Annotated in this window: 22 protein-coding genes, 1 pseudogene and 1 riboswitch; of the genes and pseudogenes, 10 read left to right on the forward strand and 13 right to left on the reverse strand. The window is 49.7% G+C overall.

Annotation, left to right across the window (positions count from 1 at the left end):
* Nucleotides 1-48 precede the first annotated feature (48 nt).
* Nucleotides 49-1854, reverse strand: a complete 1806-nt coding sequence (locus ACRCZA_RS02930) for an assimilatory sulfite reductase (NADPH) flavoprotein subunit (RefSeq protein WP_438672988.1) — start codon at nt 1852-1854, stop codon at nt 49-51.
* A gap of 417 nt (nt 1855-2271) precedes the next feature.
* Here ACRCZA_RS02930 and ACRCZA_RS02935 point away from each other — a divergent pair, with 417 nt between their 5' ends.
* A complete protein-coding gene (locus ACRCZA_RS02935) occupies nt 2272-3798 on the forward strand; it encodes a Re/Si-specific NAD(P)(+) transhydrogenase subunit alpha (protein WP_438672989.1) in 1527 nt (508 codons plus the stop codon).
* Nucleotides 3799-3810: 12 nt separating this feature from the next.
* Nucleotides 3811-5292 (forward strand): Re/Si-specific NAD(P)(+) transhydrogenase subunit beta, encoded by a 1482-nt coding sequence (pntB, locus tag ACRCZA_RS02940; protein ID WP_438672990.1) that lies wholly within the window; start codon nt 3811-3813, stop codon nt 5290-5292.
* Nucleotides 5293-5493: 201 nt separating this feature from the next.
* Here the strand turns inward: pntB and ACRCZA_RS02945 are convergent, their stop codons facing one another.
* Nucleotides 5494-5715, reverse strand: coding sequence for a hypothetical protein (locus tag ACRCZA_RS02945; RefSeq protein ID WP_438672991.1), 222 nt, complete (start codon nt 5713-5715; stop codon nt 5494-5496).
* Between the two features lie 81 nt (nt 5716-5796).
* Between ACRCZA_RS02945 and ACRCZA_RS02950 the strand changes: the two genes are divergently transcribed.
* From ACRCZA_RS02950 to ACRCZA_RS02965, 4 genes are all read left to right on the forward strand, one after another.
* Nucleotides 5797-6204 (forward strand): SMI1/KNR4 family protein, encoded by a 408-nt coding sequence (locus ACRCZA_RS02950; protein WP_438672992.1) that lies wholly within the window; start codon nt 5797-5799, stop codon nt 6202-6204.
* Nucleotides 6205-6234: 30 nt separating this feature from the next.
* Nucleotides 6235-6735 (forward strand): DUF4447 family protein, encoded by a 501-nt coding sequence (locus ACRCZA_RS02955; RefSeq protein WP_438672993.1) that lies wholly within the window; start codon nt 6235-6237, stop codon nt 6733-6735.
* Nucleotides 6736-6907: 172 nt separating this feature from the next.
* Nucleotides 6908-7372: a DUF1456 family protein gene (locus tag ACRCZA_RS02960; RefSeq protein WP_438672994.1), complete on the forward strand. Its 465-nt coding sequence runs from the start codon at nt 6908-6910 to the stop codon at nt 7370-7372.
* A gap of 423 nt (nt 7373-7795) precedes the next feature.
* A complete protein-coding gene (locus ACRCZA_RS02965) occupies nt 7796-9484 on the forward strand; it encodes an NAD-dependent malic enzyme (RefSeq protein WP_438672995.1) in 1689 nt (562 codons plus the stop codon).
* A 228-nt stretch (nt 9485-9712) separates the two neighbouring features.
* Here ACRCZA_RS02965 and ACRCZA_RS02970 read toward each other — a convergent pair whose 3' ends face one another.
* Together ACRCZA_RS02970 and ACRCZA_RS02975 are read right to left on the reverse strand one after the other, a co-directional pair.
* Nucleotides 9713-10147, reverse strand: coding sequence for a DUF3069 domain-containing protein (locus tag ACRCZA_RS02970; RefSeq protein ID WP_438672996.1), 435 nt, complete (start codon nt 10145-10147; stop codon nt 9713-9715).
* Between the two features lie 32 nt (nt 10148-10179).
* Complete coding sequence (locus ACRCZA_RS02975) at nt 10180-10704, reverse strand: phosphatase PAP2 family protein (protein ID WP_438673018.1); 525 nt, start codon at nt 10702-10704, stop codon at nt 10180-10182.
* A 324-nt stretch (nt 10705-11028) separates the two neighbouring features.
* Between ACRCZA_RS02975 and ACRCZA_RS02980 the strand changes: the two genes are divergently transcribed.
* From ACRCZA_RS02980 to ACRCZA_RS02990, 3 genes and pseudogenes are all read left to right on the forward strand, one after another.
* Nucleotides 11029-12807 (forward strand): tetratricopeptide repeat-containing diguanylate cyclase, encoded by a 1779-nt coding sequence (locus tag ACRCZA_RS02980; RefSeq protein ID WP_438673019.1) that lies wholly within the window; start codon nt 11029-11031, stop codon nt 12805-12807.
* Nucleotides 12808-13071: 264 nt separating this feature from the next.
* The gene (queG, locus tag ACRCZA_RS02985; protein ID WP_438672997.1) at nt 13072-14271 is read left to right on the forward strand and encodes a tRNA epoxyqueuosine(34) reductase QueG; all 1200 of its coding nucleotides are present in this window, start codon (nt 13072-13074) and stop codon (nt 14269-14271) included.
* 146 nt (nt 14272-14417) lie between these two features.
* Nucleotides 14418-14714, forward strand: a pseudogene (locus ACRCZA_RS02990) (LysR family transcriptional regulator); the annotation flags it as partial.
* Between the two features lie 71 nt (nt 14715-14785).
* Here the strand turns inward: ACRCZA_RS02990 and ACRCZA_RS02995 are convergent.
* The 6 genes from ACRCZA_RS02995 to ACRCZA_RS03020 all read right to left on the reverse strand — a co-directional run bounded on the left by ACRCZA_RS02995 (nt 14786) and on the right by ACRCZA_RS03020 (nt 23379).
* Nucleotides 14786-15514 (reverse strand): HDOD domain-containing protein, encoded by a 729-nt coding sequence (locus tag ACRCZA_RS02995; RefSeq protein ID WP_438672998.1) that lies wholly within the window; start codon nt 15512-15514, stop codon nt 14786-14788.
* 338 nt (nt 15515-15852) lie between these two features.
* Entirely contained in the window at nt 15853-17853 is a 2001-nt protein-coding gene (locus ACRCZA_RS03000) for a TonB-dependent receptor (protein WP_438672999.1), read from the reverse strand.
* Between the two features lie 154 nt (nt 17854-18007).
* A riboswitch (cobalamin riboswitch) is annotated at nt 18008-18250 on the reverse strand.
* Between the two features lie 380 nt (nt 18251-18630).
* Nucleotides 18631-18936 carry a DUF3622 domain-containing protein gene (locus tag ACRCZA_RS03005; RefSeq protein ID WP_438673000.1) on the reverse strand — a complete coding sequence of 102 codons (306 nt, stop codon included), beginning with the start codon at nt 18934-18936 and terminating at the stop codon, nt 18631-18633.
* A 147-nt stretch (nt 18937-19083) separates the two neighbouring features.
* Nucleotides 19084-19650 (reverse strand): phosphoribosyltransferase, encoded by a 567-nt coding sequence (locus tag ACRCZA_RS03010; RefSeq protein ID WP_438673001.1) that lies wholly within the window; start codon nt 19648-19650, stop codon nt 19084-19086.
* A 310-nt stretch (nt 19651-19960) separates the two neighbouring features.
* Nucleotides 19961-20752 carry a prolipoprotein diacylglyceryl transferase gene (lgt, locus tag ACRCZA_RS03015; protein ID WP_438673002.1) on the reverse strand — a complete coding sequence of 264 codons (792 nt, stop codon included), beginning with the start codon at nt 20750-20752 and terminating at the stop codon, nt 19961-19963.
* A 443-nt stretch (nt 20753-21195) separates the two neighbouring features.
* Nucleotides 21196-23379: an OsmC domain/YcaO domain-containing protein gene (locus ACRCZA_RS03020; RefSeq protein ID WP_438673003.1), complete on the reverse strand. Its 2184-nt coding sequence runs from the start codon at nt 23377-23379 to the stop codon at nt 21196-21198.
* A 275-nt stretch (nt 23380-23654) separates the two neighbouring features.
* Between ACRCZA_RS03020 and ACRCZA_RS03025 the strand changes: the two genes are divergently transcribed.
* Nucleotides 23655-23900, forward strand: a complete 246-nt coding sequence (locus ACRCZA_RS03025) for a DUF3297 family protein (protein WP_438673004.1) — start codon at nt 23655-23657, stop codon at nt 23898-23900.
* A 108-nt stretch (nt 23901-24008) separates the two neighbouring features.
* Here ACRCZA_RS03025 and ACRCZA_RS03030 read toward each other — a convergent pair whose 3' ends face one another.
* The 3 genes from ACRCZA_RS03030 to prfA form a co-directional block, all read right to left on the reverse strand.
* A complete protein-coding gene (locus ACRCZA_RS03030) occupies nt 24009-24212 on the reverse strand; it encodes a hypothetical protein (protein ID WP_438673005.1) in 204 nt (67 codons plus the stop codon).
* 633 nt (nt 24213-24845) lie between these two features.
* Nucleotides 24846-25733: a peptide chain release factor N(5)-glutamine methyltransferase gene (prmC, locus tag ACRCZA_RS03035; RefSeq protein WP_438673006.1), complete on the reverse strand. Its 888-nt coding sequence runs from the start codon at nt 25731-25733 to the stop codon at nt 24846-24848.
* Nucleotides 25733-26824, reverse strand: coding sequence for a peptide chain release factor 1 (gene prfA / locus ACRCZA_RS03040; RefSeq protein WP_438673007.1), 1092 nt, complete (start codon nt 26822-26824; stop codon nt 25733-25735). Before prfA ends, prmC begins: the two co-directional genes overlap by 1 nt.
* Nucleotides 26825-26834 lie beyond the last annotated feature (10 nt).

Raw genomic sequence — 26834 nt, forward strand, 5'->3', positions numbered from 1 at the left:
CGGCGCGGTTATCGGTGGCGACAATTCAGTTAATTAGTGCACAGTTAATTAGTACACGTCTTTTTGATAACGTTTTTGACTGCGCAGGTTTTCAAAATAGTCAGCTGCCGCCTCGTTCGACAAGCCGCCATATTCGACCGCAACCGCTAACAGCGCTTGATGTACGTCCTTCGCCATACGCTCGGCATCGCCACAAAGGTAAATATGCGCGCCATTTTGCAACCATTGCCACAGGGTTTGTCCCTGTTGCTTGATACGGTGCTGCACATAAATTTTCTCCGGTTGATCCCGCGAAAATGCCAAGTCGATTCGGCTTAAATCGCCATTTTTCAAATACTGTTGCCACTCGGTTTGATACAAAAAATCCTCTTCAAAGTGGGGATTGCCAAAGAATAACCAACTGTCACTGGTAATGCCCTGGGCCACGCGCTCCTGCATAAAAGCGCGAAACGGTGCGACGCCAGTCCCCGGACCTATCATGATCACCGGGGCAAGTGGATCTTCCGGCAGCCGGAAATGCTTATTGGGTTCAACATAAACCTTAAGCGGCGTGCCTTCTTGCGCCGAGGCTAAAAAGTGCGATGCACCGCCAAAACGGGTTGCGCCCTCGCGCTCCTCTGCCACTAACGCCACGGTCAAGTGCACTTCGGTATCCACTTCGCTTTGGCTTGAGGCGATAGAATAAAGTCTGGGGGTTAATGGGCGTAGCAGCGCAACCACAGTGTTGGCATCCAGCTTTTGTGTATCACTTTTCGCCTCAACGGCGGCCTTATAGCGCGCAACCAGATCGGCAAATTGATGCGTCAGCATAAACTGGCGCAGCTGCGCTTTATCTTGGCTAACAGCAAGCAACTCTGCATCCCCCACGAGCTCTGCCCAGGCGGTCACTAAGCCTGGGTGTAACTGCGTCAGCTCTTTTTTCTCCCGCAACGCTTGCTTGAGCGTGTAGGACTCATTGTCTAGCGTGACTAAAGTATCCGCGGCCAAATCAAGCCCCTGTAAAATCTCCTCGACGAGAGCCTCACTGTTACTAAACCACACCCCGAGCGCATCCCCTGCTTGATAGCGCAAGCCAGAATCGCCTAAATCGATTTCCACATGGCGCACATCCCGGTCTGAACCTCGGCCAGTGATTTTTTGGCTGACCAACACTTCGGCTAGATAAGGATGTTGCTTAGTAAACTCGCCCTCAAGAATCGTAGCCTCGTGGCTGATGGGGACCACACTGGCTGATGAGGTGTGGATTAACGGCTTAACCGCCGCTAACACATCCGCATGCCATTGGCCTGTGCGGGTTTCATAGTCCACATCACATTCAACCAATGGCAACAATGCCTTAGCCCCAAGGGCCGCAAGGCGCGCATTAAAATCCTTACCGGTTTGACAGAAAAAGGGGTAACTCGAATCCCCAAGCGCAAGCACCGCATAATGCAAATTATCTAACCGCGGCGCGCGCTTTGAGGCTAAAAATTGATGCAATTCAATGGCATCATCCGGTGCTTCCCCATCGCCATGGGTACTGACCACCACCAGCAGCAGGGTTTCTTGTTTGAGTTGGCGCAGATTATATTCGCCCATGGACGCCAGATTGACCGCATAACCTTGAGACTGCGCCTTGGCCGCGAGGGCGCTGGCAATCCCCCGGCCATTGCCAGTTTGGCTACCATAGAGAATAGTGAGCGTTTGCGCCTCGCGAGTAGGGGCAGCGACGTGGCCCGCATTTGCTGTTGCAGCAAGATAGCCGCTCACCCAAGCCATTTGCAGCGCCGTTAACTCCGAAGTGAATTGCTTTAGCTTCTCGACTTGTCCTTGCGACAGGGGGGAAGCCACCGATGAAAGTTCCTTTAACAGCATGAGATGGCCCTATGACAATGTGATGCAAAGCAGCTTATCGCGTTTTTTGAAAAGCAAAAAAGAATAAAATTTAATTTTTAATTCCATTATGGAATATGCAAAGAGCAAAATTTAAGCTACAAAAGTGTGCGCTGGTTAAAAGTTTTTAATACGATCAGTGCCGAAACCCCACGCTTGAGAAATATGCGCTTGTATCAAATCAAACTCTTGCCACAATGGTATTGAACCTGCCGTACAGTGACCTCTGTGATCGCAGAGAAGTTTGTTTTAACAGCACAAATTTCACACAAGATTTAATGCGCTCAGTTGCCGCAATCGAATAAGCGGGTTAATTCTCACTGCAGCCTAGCCCTACCTAGGTTTGCTCAGAGGGCCGTACTCAGGCGGAACCATTATATAAACCACCAGGGAGTAGTCATGCAGATTGGAATACCGAGAGAGAGTCTCGCCGGTGAGACTCGGGTCGCCGCGACCCCAGCCACCGTTGAGCAGCTTAAAAAACTCGGCTTTGAAGTCGTTATTGAGGCCAATGCCGGTCAGCTATCTAGCTTCGATGATGCGGCCTTTGAAGCAGCAGGCGCAACAGTGACGACCGATGTCTGGCAAGCGGATCTGATTTTTAAGGTCAATGCGCCAAACGATGCCGAAATTGAACAGATTAAACCAGGGGCAACGCTGATTAGCTTTATTTGGCCCGCGCAAAATCCACAGTTAGTAGAGAAGCTCTCTCAACGCAACATCAATGTGATGGCGATGGATATGGTGCCTCGGATTTCCCGTGCCCAATCCCTCGATGCCCTTTCTTCTATGGCCAACATTGGCGGTTACCGTGCTGTGGTTGAAGCCGCCCACCACTTTGGCCGTTTCTTTACCGGCCAGATCACCGCAGCAGGTAAAGTGCCCCCCGCGAAAGTGCTCGTGATCGGTGCCGGGGTTGCCGGACTTGCAGCCATTGGCACAGCGGGCTCCTTAGGGGCGATTGTGCGCGCCTTCGACACTCGTTTAGAAGTGGCCGAGCAAATCGAATCCATGGGTGGGCAGTTCCTCAAACTCGATTTTACCAACGAAGATGGCAGCTCCTCAGACGGTTACGCCAAAACCATGTCCGAGGAATTTATTGCCGCCGAAATGGCGCTGTTTGCCGAGCAAGCGAAAGAAGTCGACATCATTATCACCACTGCGCTGATCCCAGGCCGTCCTGCGCCTAAGCTCATCACCCAAGCCATGGTCGATAGCATGAAGAGCGGTTCGGTGATTATCGATATGGCCGCTCAAGCCGGTGGCAACTGTGAATACACCCAACCGGGTGAATTATTTATCACGGACAATGGCGTGAAGGTGATTGGCTATACCGATCTTCCCGGCCGTTTACCTGCGCAATCATCACAGCTTTATGGCACGAACCTCGTCAACCTGATGAAGTTAATGTGTAAAGAAAAAGACGGCGTGGCCCACATCAACTTCGAGGATGTGGTCATGCGCAATATGACAGTAGTGAAAGAAGGCGAAGTCACCTTCCCGCCACCAGCCATTTCAGTCTCGGCCGCGCCAGCAAAACCCGCCGCTAAGGTTGTCGCCAAGGCCGTGGAAGCCAAAGCGCCGTCAAAACTCAAATACCTGTTTGCCGCCGCGGGCGCGCTTGGGTTTGCCGCAGTGGCCTCGGTGGCACCACCGGAGTTTTTGTCTCACTTTACGGTGTTTTTACTGTCCTGCGTGGTCGGTTATTACGTCGTGTGGAACGTATCTCACTCACTGCATACGCCGCTAATGTCAGTCACTAACGCGATTTCAGGCATTATCGTGGTCGGCGCCTTGTTACAAATTGGCCAAGGCTCAACCTTGGTGACTGTGATGGCATTTATTGCTGTGCTGATCGCCAGTATTAACATCTTTGGCGGCTTTACCGTCACTCAGCGCATGCTGAAGATGTTCCGTAAAGATTAAGGGGGGTTTAACGTGTCTCAAGGACTGGTAACAGCAGCTTATATCGTTGCCGCCATTCTCTTTATCTTCAGTCTCGCGGGACTGTCGAAGCAAGAGACGGCAAAACACGGCAATATTTTTGGAATAACGGGTATGGCGATAGCCCTACTGGCAACCATTTTCAACCCTGACACTAGCGGGGTTGCCTGGATTTTAGTCGCGATGGTGATCGGCGGCGCCATTGGTGTGCGTTTAGCCTTAAAAGTCGAAATGACCGAAATGCCAGAGCTGGTCGCCGTACTCCACAGTTTTGTGGGCATGGCCGCGGTGTTAGTCGGCTTTAATAGCTTTATCGATTTACACCCAGAGCAAGTGTCACAAATAGTGGTCGCGGTAGGTGGCGATATTGATGCCACGTTAACGGCGGTGCACAATGCCCTTACGGCAGCGGCAACAACAACCCATGAGCCCTTAACTGGCGCCATGCTTAATATTCATTTGGTTGAAGTATTCCTTGGGATCTTCATCGGCGCCGTCACCTTCACCGGTTCCATTGTCGCCTTTGGTAAATTGCGCGGCCTGATTTCATCAAAACCCTTGATGTTGCCACACCGCCATAAACTCAACCTTGTGGCGGTATTGGTGTCCTTTGCCCTACTGGTGTACTTCGTACAAACCGGCGGCACTATGCCAGCGCTACTGCTGATGACGCTGATTGCCTTTGCCTTTGGCTGGCATTTAGTGGCATCGATTGGCGGCGCGGATATGCCGGTTGTGGTGTCGATGCTCAACTCCTACTCAGGTTGGGCGGCAGCGGCGGCGGGCTTTATGCTTTCCAACGATCTGTTGATCGTGGTAGGCGCCTTAGTCGGCTCATCGGGGGCGATTCTGTCTTACATCATGTGTAAGGCGATGAACCGCTCGTTTATTTCCGTTATCGCGGGCGGTTTTGGTACCGATGGTGTGGCCTCCTCTGCTGACGAGGAAATGGGCGAATACCGTGAGACCAACGCCGAAGATGTGGCGGATATGCTGAAAAATGCTACGTCAGTTATCATCACCCCAGGCTATGGCATGGCGGTGGCTCAGGCACAGTATCCTGTCGCTGAAATCACCCAAAAACTGCGGGATCGCGGCGTGAAAGTGCGCTTTGGTATTCACCCTGTGGCGGGGCGTTTACCCGGCCATATGAACGTACTGCTGGCCGAAGCTAAAGTCCCCTACGATATCGTGCTCGAAATGGACGAAATCAACGAAGACTTTAGCGATACTGATGTCGTGCTGGTGATCGGTGCAAACGATACGGTGAACCCTGCGGCGATGGAAGATCCGGGCAGCCCAATTGCGGGGATGCCTGTGCTTGAAGTGTGGAAAGCGCAAAACGTTATTGGCTTTAAACGCTCCATGAACACAGGTTACGCCGGCGTGCAAAACCCGCTGTTCTTTAAAGACAATACCCAAATGCTGTTTGGCGATGCCAAGGCCAGCGTTGAAGCGATTTTAAAGGCCCTGTAAAAGCGGCCTTAAACCACGGCTAACCGCCTAGGGTAACAACACAAAGGGAGCGCAGGCTCCCTTTGTGTTTATGATGTTCACCGGCATTGACGCCTCGCAAGCAAGCCTGCTGAACTCACACAACAAAACCACACAACAAACTCACACAACAAACTCACATCAGAAGATCACACAACAATCCTGCAGCACAAACTCGCACAACTATCCTGCAGCACAAACCCGCACAACAATCCGGCACCACAAACTCGCATCACAACCTTCACGGATAGCAAACCACGATATTAACCCCGCATCGTAACGGGCCTGTTCAGCTTGCCGAATAAGGGCGTTACCGGCTATCGCCTGCAGGCCTATGCCGTTATCTTCATTCAACGGCGACGCCTCAACAATCTTAAAGGCAGTGCTCGCCTCGTCGTCAGTCATTGACTCACACGCCCTTTTCTCGCATCCCATGGGGATTAATTATATAATCGCGCGCCATAGCCTCATCCCGAAGGAAATTCCATGCACGATATAATTGAGCAGCTCCAAGAACGCAGTGAAACCGTGCCAGTGCCACTCGAATTACCGACATTTGAGCAATTGGTTGAGGTCGAAGAACAGATTTTGATCGCCTTGCCGCGGGAGCTAAAGGAATACCTGCTCTACGCCAGTGATGTGATTTATGGTGCCATCGAACCCGTAACCGTGGCCGATCCCTATTCCCACACCTATCTACCTGAAGTGACCTGCTATGCTTGGTCAATCGGCATGCCAAGGGAAATGATCGCCATCTGCCAGATGGGAGATAATTTTTACTGCATCGACCAAGATGGCCAAGTGCACTTTTGGCAAGATGGCGACTTTGCCGATATCTACTGGGAATCCTTCTGGGAATGGGTCGAAGATATCTGGTTAAAAAACAAATACTAAATTTATTTAAGTGAACTTGAGAATCTGATTATGTCTAAAACCATTGGCTTAAATGCCATCGAAATGAGCTACCTACGCCAATCACTGAGCCTCAGCGTGGCTCAAGTGGCAGAACTGACCAAGCATAGTGAAGCCGATGTCCTCGCTTGGGAGCAGGGTCAAGCCTTAGCGCCTGAGCTGGCCCAAAAAAAATTACTCGAGATAGACGATATTATCGAGATGCAAGTCCTGAATACCACCGATGGTATCGAAGCCCTGTTTAAGAAAGAACCCAAGCGCCAGCTCGCCTTTGTGGTTTATCCCACCCAAGCCCTGTACACCCAATATAATCCCGAGTTTTTAAGCTCGCTGCCCTTAACCGAGCTGTATAACACCGCGGCGTGGCGCATCAAAAAAGAATGTAAACTGGTACTTGAGGTCGATGTCAGCTTAGTGCCGTTAAATGTCGATGCCTATAAAAGCTACCGCGAGCAACATGGTTTAAGTGAAAGCCGTGAAAGCCGAGCAAAGTGGGCGGCCACCCAACTTTAATTCCTTATTAACGGGCGCGCCGCAGCAAGCCATAGTGAATGCATGGGCTGCGCGGCAGTCATATTGCGGCCCGTGACCTCGCCAGCTAAAACCCTCGCCTGCATTTCAGGCGATTTTTACGTTATAATGCACCTTCTTAAACCAGACCGCGCAGCCGCGCCAAGAGATGACCATGATTAACAATGATATTTTGCGCCGTTTGCGCTTCGTGTTTGATTTCAGCAATGCCAAAATGATTAAGATTTTTGCCAAAGCTGGAAGAGAAGTGCCCGTCGAAGAGATGATTGATCTGCTACGCAAAGAAGAGGAAGAAGGTTATAAGGCGTGTAACGACACGACCCTATGCCAGTTTTTAGATGGTCTTATCATTGATAAGCGCGGCCTACGTGAAGGCGCTGACATCCCTGCACCGGTTTCACGTTTAAACAACAACCTCATCTTCAAAAAGCTACGAGTCGCTCTCGAAATGCGTGAAGAAGATATCGTGGCCACCCTCGCCTTAGCCGATATGCAGATGTCAAAATCAGAACTGAGCGCCCTGTTCCGCAATCCAGAGCATAAAAACTTCAAAGAATGTGGCGATCAAATTCTGCGAAATTTCATCCGCGGCTTATCCCTGAAATATCGCGGCGTGTAAGGCGCTAAGATTGACCATCGCGCACCACCTACGCAGCTTCGGCTGCGTTTTTTATGGCATATCGCGAGCAGAGCTCGCCTAAATGAGCCGTTGCGGCTCCGCCATCCGCCACTCATCGTTTTCGTATCATCATTTTCGTATCATCGTTTTCGTATCATCATTTTCGTATTTCCCGGACATCCCGCCGCCCTTATTCACCCTTAAACCTCAGCGGGCAACCCGCGAATACCGTCACCAAAAAGGCACCACGCCATCGTGACACCGCCCGAGCAAAAGCGGCAGAGTTAAGCAGCGCCACGGGGTTATCTGGCAAAAAGTGCCATAAATACCTCAGGATAAGACCACAACGATCACATTTCATGTTACCCTAGCGTGACCTGTAGCACGTAGCAAACCAATTAAACAACAACTCAAAGGTTACCCATGGTCGATAATAAACGCCCCCTCTATCTTCCGTTTGCAGGACCTGCCATTCTTGAAGCCCCACTCATTAACAAGGGCAGTGCATTTTCTGAAGAAGAGCGAATTTTCTTTAATCTCGAAGGCCTACTCCCCTACGCAATTGAAACCATTGAAGAACAGGCATCCCGTGCCTACCATCAATTTAAAAGTTTCAATAATGACCTCGACAAGCACATTTACCTGCGCAATATCCAAGACACTAACGAAACCCTGTTTTATCGTTTAGTGCAAAATCACATCAGCGAAATGATGCCGATTATCTACACGCCAACGGTAGGGTTGGCCTGTGAGCGCTTTTCAAAAAACTATCGCCGCAACCGTGGCCTGTTCATCTCCTATCCCAACAAAGACAGGATTGATGACATTTTAAACAACTCCACCCGCCAAAAGGTCAAAATCATCGTGGTAACTGACGGTGAACGGATTTTAGGCCTGGGCGATCAGGGGATTGGCGGCATGGGGATCCCGATTGGCAAATTGTCGCTGTACACCAGTTGCGGCGGGATAAGCCCAGCCTATACTCTGCCGATCACCCTCGATGTCGGCACCGATAACCCACAACTGTTAGAAGATCCCATGTACATGGGCTGGCGTCATCCTCGGATCGGTGGCCAAGAATATGCCGATTTTATCGAAGCCTTTATGCAAGCCGTCCATATCCGCTGGCCAGATACCCTGATCCAATTTGAAGACTTCGCCCAAAAGAATGCGATGCCCATCCTTGAGCGTTATAAGGATCGCTATTGCTGTTTTAACGATGATATTCAAGGCACTGCAGCAGTCACTGTCGGCTCTCTACTGGCGGCCTGCAAAGCTGCCGGAACGGAACTGAAGCAACAGCGAATTGCCTTTTTAGGCGCAGGCAGCGCAGGATGCGGTATCGCCGAGGCCATCGTTGCGCAAATGGTGTCCGAAGGCATAAGCGACGAGCAAGCGCGTAGCCAAGTGTGTATGGTGGATCGCTGGGGATTGTTGCTAGACAACATGCCAAACCTGTTGCCCTTCCAGCAAAAACTGACGCAAAAGTGCAGCGATATTAGTCACTGGCATAACTTTAGCGACAATATTTCCCTATTGGATGTCGTCAATAATGCCAAACCTACGGTATTAATTGGGGTCTCAGGCGCACCGGGATTATTCACTGAAGAAATTATTCGGGCAATGCATAGCCACTGCGCTCGACCGATTATCTTCCCGCTATCTAACCCAACCAGTCGGGTTGAAGCTACGCCAAAGGACATTTTACATTGGACGTCAGGGCAAGCACTCGTCGCCACTGGCAGTCCATTTGAGCCGGTGGTGATTGATGGGGAAACCTATGAAATTGCCCAGTGTAATAATAGTTTTATCTTCCCAGGGATTGGCTTAGGTGTGCTGGCCTCTGGCGCCAGCCACGTCTCCGATGCCATGTTAATGGCCTCAAGCCGCGCCTTAGCTGAATGCTCGCCCTTGGCCATTCATGGTACAGGCCCGCTGCTGCCCAAACTGGAAGATATTCATACTGTGAGCAAACATATCGCCTTTGCGGTCGGTAAAGTCGCGATAGCACAAGGGTTATCCCTACCCGCCAGCGATGAGTTGCTTCAGCAAGCCATTGAAGATAACTTTTGGAAACCAGAATACCGTCGATATAAGCGAACCTCATTCTAAAGTGCTGCTTATGCTGGCTTAAACCACAAGGCCCGTCATCTCACCATGACGGGCCTTGTGACTGTCGATATTCGGATAGTTGGATAATCGGATAATCGGATAATCGGATAATCGGATAATCGGATAATCGGATAAGTTAATAGCCAAAATAAACAGTCGACAACCTTACCGAGCCACATTAACCACGTGGCCAATCACTCGCCAACCCCTTCATACGCGAAGCGGAATTTACGGCGCCATCACCTGCTTAAAACTATTCAGCATAGAGCGATCGGTTCTGGCCTTTTTCAACTTGCGCACACATTCCTTGAGTGACTGCTGCGCCAAACGGCTAAATATGCCGTCGTACTCTTTCTCGTTGATGGCTTCCTCAGTATCGGCCTGCTCAGAAATCTCCTGAGCGACTCGGCTTAATTGCAGCCAAGCATTGGCGATATAAAAGCCATGGAATTGAGCCTGTGGCATAAGCTGTTGCGCGCTCGCCGGCAGCGCCTGCCAAGCTTGGCTAAATGATGCGTCTTTGTCCTGTAACAATTCCGCCAACAGGCCTTGGTAAGCTGCCACTAAACTCTCGGGCATATTCGCCATTGGCAAGACTTTATTCGCAACATTAAAAGACGTTTGCGTCGCCATCTCGCGATAAGCATCAGATAATTGACTCATAAATACTCTCTCATTCCCAACAAAAAACGTGGCTAAAACTGGCCACTTACATATAAGCCATACACGCCCTGACTCGCTAAGGGCGTCACAGTGAGCCCTTGATACGGCTCAGAAAAATACCAGCCCGCTAGCGCCCCGATGGCGGCGCCCACTAACACATCTTCTAAATAATGTTGATCGCTCGCCACTCGGGTATAACCCACATAGGAGGCAAGGGCGTAAGCGGGTAAGCCATATTGCCAACCATACCGCTGCTGAATAAAGGTGGCCGCCATAAAACTATCTGAGGTATGGCCCGATGGAAAAGAGTCGTCGCCACTGCCGTCAGGCCTGTCTTTACTCACCCCATACTTCAGCCCTTCCACAATTAAGCGGCTCGACACCGCCGCCCGCATTAATTGCCAACTGCCATCATAGTTATCCTCGTACCACAAGGTTGCCCCTAATGCCGTCGCGGGCAACAGCAAGTGCAAGACATCCCCAGAGGTCTCTAAATCGGAGCTAGCCCAGCTAAAGCTACTGATACTCAATAAACATACTGCCACTAGTGCTTTCAACACGCCCCCAGCATCGATAAATTTTAAGCCGACGTTTATACCCTCATACGCCTGTGAATGCTACTTAGATGAGTGATAAACATGGTTAAATGTAAAGTTGATTAATACAAAATTGTGATGAATCAAGATCAACCATTAAAAAAAATAATATGCTAGTATGGTAAACAAGATGTTATTTTTCCCGGACAGGAGTCTCTCCCCTTGCGAAATTCAGTGTGTTATTTTCCGATAGTGTTGTTACTTCTGCTATCCACCCTGTCCCTCGCGCTGGCGCAGGAAAATCCTGAGGCGGATATAATATTTAAAAAACACGACAACGGCGACATGATCCCCCAAGAAATGATTGATCAGGATCTACAGCAATTAAGTCAACTCATCTCACCGACGGATACTTCTCGGCTCGAAAAACTGCAACAGCTAAAATGCTGGCATTATCCTTCAAACTCCGCAGACGAAATCACTGAAGCATTGCATTATGCCACCCAGTTGATGAATGACATTCCCGCAAACGCATCTAACAGCTATCGCACCGATATTACCCTCTGCCAGGCTTGGTATTTACAATTAAGCGGTGATGTTAATGGTGCATTTGAGGGATACAACCGTGGCGTCAAAAGCGCCTATGAACATGAAGACCTTAAGCTTATTGCCGACTCGACAAGCTTGCGAGGCTTTCTATATTCCTATATTGGTGACTTTTCAGCAGCCTTAAATGACTTAGTGACGGCCCAGGGTCTCTACGAATCCTTAAATCTAACCGGCTGGGCCAATTTTAATCTTAATGGGATTGCCACCAGCTTTAGGCGTTATGGCGATCCCCAAAGCGCGATCCGTTATTACAAAAAACTCAAAGAAATTTACCTGCAAACCAATAAAACTGAGCCCGCCATTTTTGTTACCTCCGACATTGGATTAGCTCTCGATGAACTTGGCGAGCATGAACAAGCTATCGAGCAATTTCAAATAACCTATCGTTACCATAAGGAACAGCAAGAGGCCAATGCCGCCGCCATTGCCGAAGCCAATATTGCTTATAGCTTAATAAAATTAAAGCGCTTCACTGAAGCTGAGCAGTATCTTACTCAAGCACAGAAAGTGATCAACGAAACAGATCCCACGGCATACAGTTTTATGAAATTAATGCTCGCAGAATTGTACTTTATGCGCGGCGAGTATAACGCAGCCATAGAAGCCGCCACCCAAAGTGAGCAATCCTTTCGCTCTATTCAAAATCATCGCGGGCTTGTCAAATTACTCCCGTTAAAAAGTGATATTTATGCTGCTATGAGTGATTATCCAGCCGCTCATCGGACACTAAAGGACTTTATTCAGATAAACAAAACTGTCGATGGCAATTCATTATCTCAGCAAACAACACAGTTAAAAGTCAAGTTTGACACCAGTCGCATCGAATCTGAGAATAAGCGCTTAATTGAGAATCAACAGCTCAAAGAACAAGAGCTCGAATTACTTAAAAAAAATAAATCATTGCAATATGTCATCCTTTTACTGGCTGGCTGTATTCTTTCCATCGTCTCCACATTTGCCTACAAACAAGTGAGTCGTAATCGCCAACTGCAAATTATTGCCCTCACAGATCATCTCACCCAATTACCCAATCGCAGACATATTTATACCCAAGCGGTCAGCTATTTTGCTAAAGCCAACGAGCAAAGTACGCCCTTTACTGTGTTGATTTGCGATGTAGATCATTTCAAACAAATTAATGATAACTTTGGCCATGAACTTGGCGATCAGGCGCTAAACGCCATTGCTCAAGCGGGTCGAGCGCTCACGGGGAATAATGAACGTATGGGTCGCATCGGTGGAGAGGAGTTTTTAATCCTACTGCCCAATACCGATGCCAAAGAAGCTCAGTTGCTTGCACAAAAGCTGCAAGCCAACATAACCCAAATCAGCCAGCGGGAATTACCCCCAGCGCTCACACTCACCGTCAGTATCGGGGTGGCCACATTTAAACCGACACATGCGCACTCAGACCAATTAGATAAGGATTTTTCCGGTTTACTTAAACGGGCTGACAAAGCGCTGTATGAAGCTAAAAATGCAGGGCGCAACTGTATCAAATTGGCAGACGCTTAATACTTAATATCAGTAAATTTAATAACAGTAAAAATAGCTAAGCCATCAACACAACGCCCTTATCATCTGCCTTGGGCAACAAACGTGTTGCGCGTCATTCTGCAAGCGCCTCTTGGCCTTACATTACGAAAAATCGGCCATTTTATGGGAATATGCCAAGGCTTAATATGGGGAAAAGGCAGCCAAGCTGCTGCGTTAACGCCAACGCCTAGCAAGAAAACTGCTATCATAGCGCCACGGATCTGCTACCGCCTTTGCATTTTTATGTCATCTGTTATCGATATTCCTACTACACCTGCCGATGCGCGCACGCTCGCAACGCTGGCACAACAAATCAAATCCTGGGCAAAAGCCTTAGGCTTTGCCCAAGTGGGCATTTGTGAGCCCGAGTTAACCGCAGAAGAACCCAAGCTCCAAGCTTGGCTTGACCAAGGTTATCACGGCGACATGGCCTATATGGCAAGCCACGGCATGATGCGGGCCCGTCCGCAGGAATTACACCCCGGCACACTTAGGGTAATTGCCGTGCGCATGGATTATTTACCCCCTGAGGCGGGCTTTGCAACGGCGCTTGCTAACCCACATCTTGGCTATATCTCGCGGTATGCGGGGGGGCGCGACTACCATAAAGTCATCCGCGCTCGCCTTAAAAAACTGGGGGATCAGATAAACACCGAGTTAACTCAACAGGGCTTCGCGGCCGCCGATTTTCGCCCTTTTGTCGATTCGGCACCGATCCTCGAGCGCCCGTTAGCCGCCAAAGCGGGGATCGGCTGGACCGGCAAACACTCACTTCTGCTGAATCATACTGCCGGTAGTTGGTTCTTTTTAGGGGAATTACTGATTAATTTACCCTTGCCTGTCGACATTCCGATTGCTGAAGGCTGTCATCAGTGCGTCGCCTGCATCACCGCCTGCCCTACGGCGGCGATTGTCGCGCCCTATGTTGTCGATGCAAGACGCTGCATTTCGTACCTCACCATTGAATTATCCGGCGCGATTCCCGAAGAACTGAGGCCGCTTATCGGTAATCGCATCTACGGCTGCGATGATTGCCAACTTGTCTGCCCGGTTAATCGCGCCGCGCCCTTAACCCAAGAGCCCGACTTTTATATCCGCAAGCAACTTAAACAAGTGGAGCTGCTTAGCCTATTTGCTTGGAGTGAAGCGGAATTTTTAACACAGACCGAAGGCAGCGCCATTCGCCGCATTGGCCATCAGCGCTGGCTACGCAATATCGCAGTGGCGCTCGGTAACGCGCCTGCCGACCCCAACATCATTACCGCGCTGCAAGATAGGATGCACAGCGAGGAAGTCGATGATCTGGTGCGCGAGCATATCCAATGGGCTCTGCATGCCCAGCTATCACGCTTGAGCGCAGTGCAAGCGCTCCCCCAGCAGGCCCAGCGCCAAACCCAGCGCCTCGTACGGATCATCACCAAAGGCTTGCCCCGAGATGCCTAACCGCGAGGCAAACGCAGCTGCCGCCCAGTTCGAGGAGGAGAATAAATAACATCAGGCGTCTGGACGTCTAGAAGTTTATTATGGTAGTCTCTTGATAACCCAATTGCTTGCAAGCGCAACCTGAGCGAAATTCACTTGGAGCTATCATGATCGAACTAAGACACCTGCGAACCTTAATGGCCTTGAAGGAAAGTGGCAGTCTGGCCGGCGCAGCCAAAAAACGCTTCGTGACTCAGTCCGCCCTTTCTCACCAAATTAAAGAATTAGAACAACGCATCAACTCACCCATTTTTGTGCGAAAAAGTAAGCCGTTGTCTTTTACCGAGGAAGGCGTGCGCCTGCTACATCTGGCCGAAGAAATTTTACCTAAGATTTTTGCCACCGAAGCTGAGCTCAAAAATGGCCAAAGCCGCGCCGCAGGCCTGCGCTCAGCAGGCTTGGACTAATATACTCAGTTAAACGAAAGACGACGCAAAGCCAAAGCGCTGAGCTTGCGCGCTTGGCTAGTACGGTTTTACAGCGGATTAAGTAATAAGCCCCGCGAGGATAGGATGCGGCGCAATATCAGCCCTGGGGATTGGGGATTGCGGGTCTGGCGCAAATTATGGGCAATCATGAACTCTAGGCGCAAATCCTCATCCAGCTCTAAAGCCTCAAAAGCCTCAATGGTTAAGGTCTGCTGCTGATTATCAATCAATGACTTAATCACACTCAGCGGGAAAGTCTCCCCCGCCTTGGCATTCAAATAGGCAAAGGCAGTTAACGCAATAATTTGGCCAAATACGCTAAATAACGCCAAGGTTTGCAATTCATCGGCATCAACCTCAACACTCGGCATGGTCACTAGGCTATCGACGGCCTCTACTGCAATATTTTCAGTTAATTTCCAATAACCTTGCACTAACTTTTTATAGGGCTGAGGCAGCTCATCAAGACGCTCTTTTAAATAAAACATAAAAGCATAACGGTAGATATTCACTTCACCTAGACGGATTAACGCATCCTTAACAGTCCGGGATTTGGCACTGACCACGGTCGATGCCTGCGCCGCATTACTGCGCATCAGCATGTGAGCCGCAAGCGCGGGATCGCTCGAAATAATATCGATCACATTACGAATATCGCCCTGCGCAAGAATCGCCTTCTTAAGCGGGATCAAAATACCTCGGCGGCCAATCACTTGTTCTTCATTCGCGATGATGGCTCTGACTTGAGTAAAAACCTGTTGCTCAAGATCTGTCATAGGACACTGTATACCTGTTAATTAACCAAAAGATGATTGCAATACCGCACATACCATTCCTACTCAATGGCCGATTGTTGGCCTCAGTAGCCCCGATAACGATAGGTCTTATCGAAATCAGCTCCTGCAAGGGATTTATCGCGGTTAACCCTGCATAAATATAAAGTTAAGTGACTAAGATTACACGCTAAAAGTCAATTTTCATCAAAAAAGCCAAAGCGCGTCGAATAAAATCGGTTACAGGTTAACCTATCGCCGAGGTTAACCTGACATTGACACTCGCCGAGCGATACCCGTCACGCGATATCACTCAAGCGATTTCTGTTAGGCCATCGTCCTTAAAAGCGATAACCGACGGTCAAGCGGATATCCCGGCCGCGGCCAACATAATAGCTATCTCCCCACTCGCCACCAAAGTAACCCGAGCTGACGTACTGTTTATCAAACAGGTTATCGATGCGCAGACTCGAGTGCCAATCACCGCGCTGGTAATTAAGAGCTAAATTACCCAGCACATAGCTGGCTAATCTGTCGCCCTCATTGGCATTATCCCCCTCAATAAAGCGTTTGCCTGTATAAATGGCTTCGGCAAATACTTGGAAATGCTCTGCAAAATCAAAACTTAAATAACCCCTTCCCGAATGCTGCGCCACCCAAGACAAAGCTTTGCCTTGGTTCAAGCCCTCGGTAAATTCGGCGTCAACATAGTGATAGGCCAGCCCCAATTGCAGCGCCTGACTCACCTGCCAACCCCAATCAGCACTCGCGCCATAGCGGCGTGAGGCATCGGCATTGACGTTTGCCCCCTCAAACGCGCCGCCAATTGGTTTTTCGGCGCTAGGGTCAAAAACGATTTCATCTTCTAAATCGAGGCGATACACATTGGTGCGCAGGGTGTGGCTCGCTAACACCCAATCCCAACCGGCTTCAAAGGAGCGGCCGGTCTGCGGTTTGAGGCCCATAATGTCTTTGGGGGTATAGGCTTGTTCATCCACTTTGGCAAAGCGGAAGTTTTCATCAGTGCGCAGATAAAAACGCTGTTCGCCGTTCGGGCGATAATTCAGACCTAACTCAAAAGCGCGCGCATCTTCATCTAAATCAATCCCCTTTGGATACACAGCGCCATCCACTAATTCATCAGTCACCTTGGCATAACGCCCGCCGACCACATAACTTAAGCGGGGGCTTAATGGCACCGTGGCCTGCAGATAGGCACTTTGCATTTGCTGCACATTGCTGCGCGTCGCGATATGTTGTCCTTCTTCTACGCTGGCGTAATCGGCCTTACCTCGGCTGATATCCAATCCTGTGACCCACAGCAATTCCCCTTGGCGCGTAGGGTAGCTCGCCTGAGCTTTAGGGCTAAACATCAACAATGATCGGGTGTTATGGCTCGCAGCGCCCCAATTTAACGAAGACACTAAGGTATCGCTGTAATCGACATCCGCAAAGAGCGTCCAATGTGAATTAAGCTGATGTTGATAACCACTGCGGGCGACGGTCGTCATTTCATGGACATACTCATCGCGATTCCAAGACTGACGTGGATCTTGCTTAAAATCTGTGGCGCTAATGGACCCGGGGTTTTCACGGTCGTCATCGTAATAACTGGTTTCGATAAAAAAGCGATCGGTGGCGGTTTGATATTGCAGCCGCCCGAGGATCGAACCGGTTTGACTGGCATTGTGCTGGCGGTAATTATCCCCTTGGTTATAACTACCAGTCACATAATAGCGCCAACGATCATTGATCGCCCCTGAGAGATCTGCACGACCTTCGTAAGTATTAAAACTGCCGCCGGATAACTGCACTCCACCTGCATGCTGCTCAGGGGATTTAGTGACAATATTAATCACGCCGCCGACGGCCTGATCGCCATAAAGCACGCCCGCACTGCCCGCTAAAATCTCAATACGCTCGACGAAGTTGAGCGGAATGGCATTGAGGCTCGGCGCTGCAATATCGATAGAATTAAGACGACGACCATCGACTAAAATCAAGGTGTTATTTACGGCCGTACTGGCACTAAACCCGCGCATGGCAAAGCTTACACCGATATTATTATCAGCAATTTGAATACCACTTTGGCCGCGTAACACCTCGGTCAGATTGGTCGCGCCACTCATTGCAATCGCTGCGGCATCAATCACGTTAACATTGGCGGCAATATTCAGGGGGCTGTTATCCGCCCGGCCGATCACCACCAAATGCTCATCAATGTTAGGGCTAGCAGAACTGCCAGTTGCAGGCGAGCGAGTCGCAGACGTATCCGCCAGCAGCGGTGCACTGACTGACAGGCTGCCAATCAGCAGCGCGATTTTTGTTAGATTAGTTCCCATTTTACCTTTAACTCCAGAAGGAAAACGGGGCATTGGCGCCACGATACCGTTGCTCCAGTATTAGCCCATCCCCCTGAGGCGTATGCGCTCAAAAGGGATAAAGGTTGCCATACTCACAGTCACTATCGCATTTTGAGATCTGCCCACCGAAATCTCAAAATCACCTTCAGGGCCGGTCTCCGGACTTAGGCTATGTCACCCGATGGCGCGCCAAAGCAGCCAAAAGAGTCACGCGACACTCACCTTTAACAGGCGCACCGGAACCATCTGAGCAATGGGCCGTACGACTGCGGTGGTATCTCACCATTTACCGTTGCGGGGGCAGTGCCAGAATTTCACTGGCTTCCCGATTATCTCGCGGCGTTAGCCGCCAAGCACCTCTGAGGGTTGACTCAAAATTGGATCTTAACGCGTTATTTTTAAGACTCATGCTTAAAAACACTGTTGCCCTCGCGCGAGGGGATCACGGCGAGTCTAGGACCCTTAGCGGTGACTTGCCAGCACGACGAGCAAACGCGGGCATTATAGACGTCTAAACGGATATAAGTCTAATGCTATGGCCACTGCAATTTATGATTTCAGCAAGGTCACTCCACCGCGCGGCCGGAGCGTTGTGTTTGGCGTAAAACAGAAGAAGGAACAAGGGTTACCCTTTCGCCCCAACCTAGCCTCCAACCACCCCGCAAATCATCAAGGGGCAAATAACAAAAAACCTCCAAGAAGTGGAGGTTTTTGCTAGGATCTGGCTCAAGCATTTAAGCTTGACCATGGGAGCGATTAGGCTTCGTCGAACTCGTCTTCATCGTCCAAATCCACGGCATCGGTGGCCGCTTCGGCTGCCAAGGCTGCCGCTAATTTGGCTTTAGCTTGCTTTTCAGAGCGGCGCTTATTGCGCTCAGCCAGCGTGCCTAAAAAAACGTGCAATTCAGCTACACCCCAAGCCTGCGCCTCGGCTTCCGTCGCAAAGCCATCATGGCTCTTAGAAACCACGGTTTTGGTCGACGTCATGCGGCGGGTAATTTCTGTTTTCCAGCCGTTATCACCTTGTGTGACGCGAAAATCGTATTTTTTGCCCTTGCTCATTCTGCTCTATTCCTAAAATGATGCTTGCCACGTGTGTCTTATCAAGCGCTACAAACGCTCATCATAAAACAAAAGGAGCGCAGTTTACTTGATTTCGGCAGAAAAAGATCGCTTGCGTGAAAATATTCATGCCCGCCGCGGTGACGACTACTTAAAAAGATGCTGAATATTTTTTAAATCGCCCTTGCCGCTGGCGATTTCTTCTGGAGTCAGCCCGGTCACCTCATGGGGGAATACCAACCAATCCTCAGAAGCGTGAATATAATAATCCGGTTTTAACGGCACCGCCGTGTTTTTCGGCTTGTAATAGGGGCACGCAATGCGAATATCCTGAGGTAAATTTAAGCGCATCAATTGGCTTAACTTTTCCTTTAAGGCATGGATACTGCGGCCAGAATCAAACACGTCATCGACAATCAATAAGCCATCGCTGGCATTGGCATTTTCGATGATGTAATGCAGGCCATGAACTTTGATTTCTTTGCTTTGCTTGTCGGTGCCGATGCCGTAGTAAGATGAGGTGCGTACGGCGATATGGTCAGTTTCGACTTGTTTAAAATCAAAAAATTCTTGCACTGCAATCCCAATCGGTGCTCCCCCGCGCCAGATCCCCACAATAAACTGCGGGCGAAAGCCGCTCTCATAAACCTTTGACGCTAATAGAAATGAATCTTCTAGCAATTGCTGTGCTGTAACAAAATACTTCTCTGACATGACACCGTCCCCATAGTGATCGTTATTGTTAGGTGACTAAAACGCAAGCTTTTAGCAAGTAGGTCGATTCGGTGCCCAAAATCCCTAAGCCACCGAGATAACATCCTGATAGCTAAGCTCTCGTAATGATTGCTGGCACCGAATTTTGGGAGCGGATTCTATCTTAAAAAAAACCGCCGTGCTGCAGTAATAGTCATAACTTGCACACAACCGTCATTTAATTTGTATTTTTAGGACAAGCCTAACAAAAATGCGAGCCTAAGCTCGCATAAAAAAGGCTTTCCCGCGATGAGAAAGCCTTAAGACCACATCAGGCTCGTTCGTTGGCCGGCGCTTTTCGATACGCCAAGATTAGCAGTATTATGCCAACCGCTAAAAACGGCAAACTGAGCCATTGGCCAGCGCTGAGGAAGGTTTCAGTGTAAGCCGCTTGGCTAACTTTGAGGGACTCAATCCCGATACGCGCGCTAAACACCGACACCAAAAACACCCCAAACAGAGCGCCATAACGCTGCTTAATTTGCGTTAATTGATACAAGGCATAGAGCCCGATAAAGATGGTTAAATAGGCTAACGCCTCATACAGCTGGGCTGGGTGCCGGGGTAGCATATCCACTCGGGCAAAAATCACCCCCCAAGGCAAGGTGGTAGGTTCGCCTAAAATTTCAGAGTTGGCAAAGTTTGCGATGCGCACAAAAAAGCCGAAAATGGCGGTGGCAATCGCCAATCTGTCGAGCAAAAATAAGAAAGGCAGCTTCACCTTACGCTGATAATAATACAAGGCCAAAATCGCCCCTAAACCGCCGCCATGGCTAGCCAGCCCGCCTTCCCATATCGCCAAAATCTTCAAGGGATGGGAGAAGTAATAGCCGGGATCGTAAAAAACACAGTGGGCTAATCGCGCCCCGACGATGATGCCGATAACGCAATAAATCAAAAGATTATCAAGGGATTCAACGTCAAGCTGTTCCTTGATATAAATGCGCTTCATCACTTGAAAACCCGCGGTGATCGCAATCGCAAATAACACACCATACCAATGCACTGTCAACCCCATAAATGAGACCATGACAGGATTAAGCTCCCACACTAAGTGTTCCAAATTTGATTACTCCATTATTCGGCGATACATAACGGTACGCTAAAAATGCTTGTTTTACGTGGTTAATGCGTAATAAACAAGCCCCAATTGAGCCTGCTTTGCAGCGCCGCACAATTTTTAAATCAACGCGCGCCTTAAGCGGTAGCAGAGGCCCTGCCCACCGAAGCCACAACCTTAACCACGGGCGCCAAGAATGCCGATGTTAAATTAGCAACGCGCTGATTAGCAAGGCGATACTTGGCAAGACTCTACTTGCTAATGCGCTACTTGGCAGCGCTCTGATTGGCAATGCTCTGATTGGCGAACAGCAGCTGATAGCCCTCAGGCCGCTACAGCAAACTGCGTAGCGAGAGCCTTAACGGCCGCCGAGAGCGTGGCAGGCCGCTCACGACGCTCACCGCGAGCATCAGCAATCCCTGAGCGCCTGCCGCGATCTCACACGCTTAGCTCATCGCTTTCGCCCGCGCCTGATGCAACTTTTTATAGCTTTCAATCAATCGTAAGTGCGGCTCAATGCCTTCGAGCTGCATGCTGGTTTTAGTCAAACCGCTAAAACGCACCTTACCCGTCACCGAACCGACCACCTCAGCCATCACCTCTTCACCAAACATTCGGCTAAAGGCAGGAAGAAAGTCCTCAAGCGCCAAGTCTTCGTCTAAGGTCACCTCAAGCACGGCGCTCATCGCCTGATAAAACAGATTCCGCTTCACCGTATTGTCGTTAAATTGCAGGAACTCACCCACCAGCTCCAGCGCCTCTTCGTGCTCACCGAGCGCAAGATAAATCAAAATCTTAAGCTCGATAATCGTCAGCTTGCCCCACACGCTATTTTCATCAAATACGATGCCAATGAGGGTGCGAATATCCGTGTAATTATCGAGCTGACTTTCTTCTAAGCGATTGACTAGACTCGTGAGTTGTTTAGTACTTAAGGCATGCAGATTTAAAATATCTTCGCGATAGGCTAACGCTTTATTGGTGTTATCCCAAATGAGATCGTCCACCGGATAAATCTCAGAATAATCAGGCACGAGGATACGGCAAGCGCTGGCGCCTAAGTCAGTTAATTCAGCGACATAGACTTCTTTACCTAAATCTTCGAGGATCGCAAATAGCCGCTCGGCTTCCTCTTCATTGCTGCCGGAAAAGTCCCACTCACAAAAAGGGAAATCCGCCTTGGCACTAAAGAAACGCCAAGAGATCACCCCGGTAGAGTCAATAAAATGCTCAACAAAGTTTTCCGGCTCCGTTACCGCCATGCTGTTAAACGTCGGTTTAGGGACATCGTTAAGCCCCTCAAAACTGCGCCCTTGCAACAATTCAGTCAGGCTGCGCTCAAGGGCCACCTCCAAGCTTGGGTGCGCGCCAAAGGAGGCAAACACCCCGCCGGTTTTAGGATTCATCAAGGTAACGCACATCACCGGGAACTGCCCACCAAGGGAAGCATCCTTCACTAAGACGGGGAAGCCTTGCTCCTCTAAGCCTTTGATACCCGCCAGAATGCGCGGATACTTCTCGAGCACCGCCATCGGAACATCGGGTAATACCATTTCCTGTTCAATAATTTGGCGTTTAACCGCGCGCTCAAAAATTTCAGAAAGGCACTGCACATGGGCTTCATTAAGGTTATTGCCCGCGCTCATACCGTTACTTAAAAACAGGTTTTCGATTAAATTCGATGGGAAATACACCGTCGCGCCATCGGACTTACGCCGATAGGGAATCGCGCAAATCCCGCGCTTAACATTGCCTGAGTTGGTATCAATCAAGTGCGAGCCACAAAGCTCACCGTCGGGGTTATAAATTTCTAGGCAATAGTCATCTAAAATGCCCGCAGGCAAGGCGTCATCCGCGGTTAACGCGAACCATTTTTCATTGGGATAATGCACAAAGTCGCTATGGGCGATCTCGGTACCAAAAAATTGATCATTATAGAAAAAGTTATTATTCAACCGCTCAATAAATTCACCGAGGGCAGAACACAGCGCGCTCTCTTTCGTCGCCCCTTTACCGTTAGTGAAACACATAGGCGAGGCGGCGTCGCGAATATGCAGCGACCAGACATTCGGCACAATATTGCGCCATGAAGAGATTTCAATCTTCATTCCAAGCTTGGCCAGCATCGCCGTCATATTGGCGATAGTTTGTTCAAGCGGCAAATCTTTACCCAAAATATAGGTGCTCGCGCTGCTATCGCCCGAGCCGATTAACATGGCATTGGCATCCGCATCGAGATTAGCCACGGTATTGACTTTAAATTCCGGGCCCGTCTGCACCACTTTTTTTACGGTACAACGATCGATGGAGCGCAAAATGCCTTCGCGGTCTTTATCACTGATATCCTCTGGCAACTCAACATCGATCTGGAAAATCTGCCGATAGCGATCCTCTGGATCAACAATATTATTTTGGGATAAACGAATATTGTCCGTTGGAATATCACGGGCTTGGCAATACACCTTAATAAAATAGGCCGCGCACAAAGCGGAAGAGGCTAAAAAATAATCAAAGGGACTAGGGGCAGAGCCATCACCTTTGTAGCGGATGGGCTGATCGGCGGTCACAGTAAAATCATCAAACTTGGCTTCAAGTCTAAGATTGTCGAGAAAATTAACTTTGATTTCCATTGGATATGATTTCCACTCAATATGCGAGTCAGTGCGGCCCATAGACCAAGCGGCGCCAAGTCATGGGAAAGAGGAGTGAATTATCGGTGTTTTTCAGTCATTAGTCTTGGATTAATTATGCAAACCTCCCCTCAGGGCGCTCAGCCGAGGCAAAATACCGCCTGCGAGCTGGCGGGCTCTAGATCCGAGGCTAAGCCTTAAGCGCTTGAGCATCCCGCCACTATTGCCTACAATAGCCCCCGCATTTTCACTATAAACAATGACAGATCATCACCATGAATGACACAACAGCACTACCCGCATTACCCGATCGCCTGTCGGTCAACCCTCGCAGCAAATACCATATCGCCGCCATTTTCGAGCACGATATTGGCATTCGCGTCAACGGCAAAGAACGTTTTGATGTTGAAGAATATTGCATCAGTGAAGGTTGGGTAAAAGTGCCTTCAAAATCCTTAGATCGTCGCGGCCAACCGTTGCTGTTGACCATCAAAGGCGCTGTTGAAGCCTTTTATCGTTAACACCGTCGGCAGTTGCTAACGGTCTATTTGGGCAGGCTTCCCTGCCCAAATTGCTCGCAACGACATGCTTCACATAGGCATGCCTCACAACAATCATTCACAAAAGCATTAGTGCACCGCCCCTCCGGCACGTGCAATCCCGATAATCCCAATCACAATCCAAAAGCCATTTAATAAGGTATAGGCAGCGTCCTTTCGCAGCGCCGCGCACCAGGTCAGCAACATCGCATCCACCGTGTTGAACACCCACACAAATAAAAACGGACTGGCAGGCCCAAGCCAACTCACCAAAGAAAAGCTCACTCTGCGCATAAGGACTCCGACCATTTCAAAGCTGCACATGTGGGTGAGTAAAAACGCATTACATTTAGTTAAAATCAAAGCTGTTACACCATAATATTGACAAGTGAGTCCATCTTGGACGACGCCTTGCCTGGCGCGCTAATTAGCAGGTTTTGCGATAGGCTTTACATAGGGCTGATAACATGAATCACACAGGGATGGTCAGGCCGCCATATACCAGATTTTTCTGGTGATACGCGATATCAAACGCCGCTCAACGTGCCAACTATATAGTTATTTTTCAAGTAGCTGTGGTTGAATTATTTTCCAGAGCCAAAAAGCTCGGGGGAAGGAAAGACAGCATTCTGTCCGAGCAGAGTAAAAACGCCATTCATCGGGAACAATGGCGCAGAATAAATTAACCCCGCTTAAGCCAAAGCGGGGTTAATTTAAAATGGAATTAAATCAAAGCGGAGTTGAGCCAAAAAGGAGTTAAGTCAAAACGGAATTGAGTAAAAAAGGAGGTAGCCCTAGCTCTGATAACAAAAGCCCTGCTAACAGAAGCTCAGTGACCCAAAGCCCGGTGGATACCAAATCCCGGACAAGTGCAACGTTTAATCACGCTAACGTCGAATCCCCAACATCTAAGAACGTTAGCGCACATTACTCCGCCCATTTGCCCAGAGTGCATCTATCGTTACTGCCAAAATCCCGCACGGTGGCGACATTTTCGTAACCCAACTCAACCAGCTTGGCCCTCAGTTTCACCGCCTGCTCAAAGCCATGCTCCAGCAAAATATAGCCATTGGGTTTAAGGTAATCCCGGGCAGTTTTGGCAATATAGTACAGATCGGCAAAACCTTCCTCGGCGGCGGTTAGGGCACTTTGAGGCTCAAAGCGCACATCACCTTGGTGCAGATGCTCATCCGTCTCGTCAATATAGGGCGGATTGGAGACGATTAAGTCAAAATCCCGCGCCTTGACGGCGCTAAACCAGTCACTTTGCAGGATGTTCACCTGCGTCAGCTTTAGGTTTTCACGGTTGGCAATGGCAAGCGCTACCGCATCATCGACCTTATCGACGGCGGTGATCTCCCACGACTCCCTTTCAGACGCCAGCGCCAGTGCAATCGCCCCGGTACCTGTGCCTAAATCCAGCACTTTGGCATAGGTCGATAAGGGTAAACTCAGCGCGGTTTCAACCAAGATTTCGGTATCCGGACGCGGGATCAACGTGGTGTCATTGACCATAAAAGGCAAGGACCAAAATTCCCGCTCCCCCACAATATGCGCCACCGGCAGGCCTTTGTGGCGCTTTTGCACCAACGCCTCAAAGGATTTTACCTGCTCAGGGGTAAGGGGCTTTTCGGGCCAAGTGTATAAAAAGGCTCGGCGTTTTTTAATGCAGTGCAGCAGCAACACCTCAGCATCCAGCTGAGCGGAGTCAGAGGTGGGCGCTAACAGTAAACACGCCCATTGCAAGGCTGTGGCAATGGTGGCCGGCTCAGCCAGAGCCAGCTGCTCCGGCAATGCGAGTGGTTGAGATAACATTAACCCTGCTCGTCGGCCAATGCCGCCAACAAATCGGCCTGATGCTCTTGCATCAAGGGGGCTAAAATCGCATCTAAATCCCCTTCCATCACTTCGTTCAAGCGATATAAGGTTAAGTTAATGCGGTGCTCACTCACTCGGCCTTGAGGGAAGTTATAGGTACGCACCCGTTCCGAGCGGTCACCACTGGCAACCAGACTACGACGGGTCGACTCTTCGGCGCTACGGCGTTTTTCGTCCTCAACCGCTTGGATGCGGGCCGCTAACACGCTCATCGCTTGGGCACGGTTTTTGTGCTGCGAGCGTTGATCTTGGCATTCGACCACAATTCCGGTTGGGATGTGGGTGATCCGAATCGCCGAGTCGGTTTTGTTAACGTGCTGACCACCCGCGCCCGATGAGCGGAAGGTATCGACTTTTAAATCCGCCGGATTAATTGAAATCGCTTCAGCTTCTGGCACCTCATGCATCACCACGACCGTCACTGCCGAAGTATGCACTCGACCTTGGGATTCAGTTTCTGGCACACGTTGCACGCGGTGGCCACCGGATTCAAACTTGAGTTTGCCATAAGCACCCTCGCCGGTGACTTTAACGATGATTTCTTTAAAGCCGCCGTGTTCACCTTCGTTACAGCTCATGATCTCAAGCTGCCAACGATTGGCTTCAGCGTAACGGCTGTACATGCGGAACAGATCTCCGGCGAAAATCGCTGCCTCATCACCGCCCGCACCGGCGCGGATTTCAATGAAGGCATTGCTATCGTCGTTAGGATCTTTTGGCAGTAGCAGGATTTGCAGCTCACTTTCAAGACGCTCAAGCTCAGCTTTGGCCGTTTTCATTTCTTCTTGAGCCATCTCGCGCATGTCGGCGTCGTCTTCTTCCAACATTTCTTTGGCAGATTGGAGATCGGCCTGCGCTTGCTGGTAAGCCTTAAAGCCAGTGACCACATCTTCTAACTGCGCATATTCTTTGGATAAGGCGCGAAACTTGTCCTGATCGGCGATAACGGCTGCATCACCAAGTAAGGCCAACACTTCTTCATTGCGCTCGAGCAAGCCTTCCAGCTTGCGGATAACGGATTCCTTCATTTAACTCGCT

The organism is Shewanella sp., assembly GCF_051658185.1.
Classification (GTDB): domain Bacteria; phylum Pseudomonadota; class Gammaproteobacteria; order Enterobacterales; family Shewanellaceae; genus Shewanella.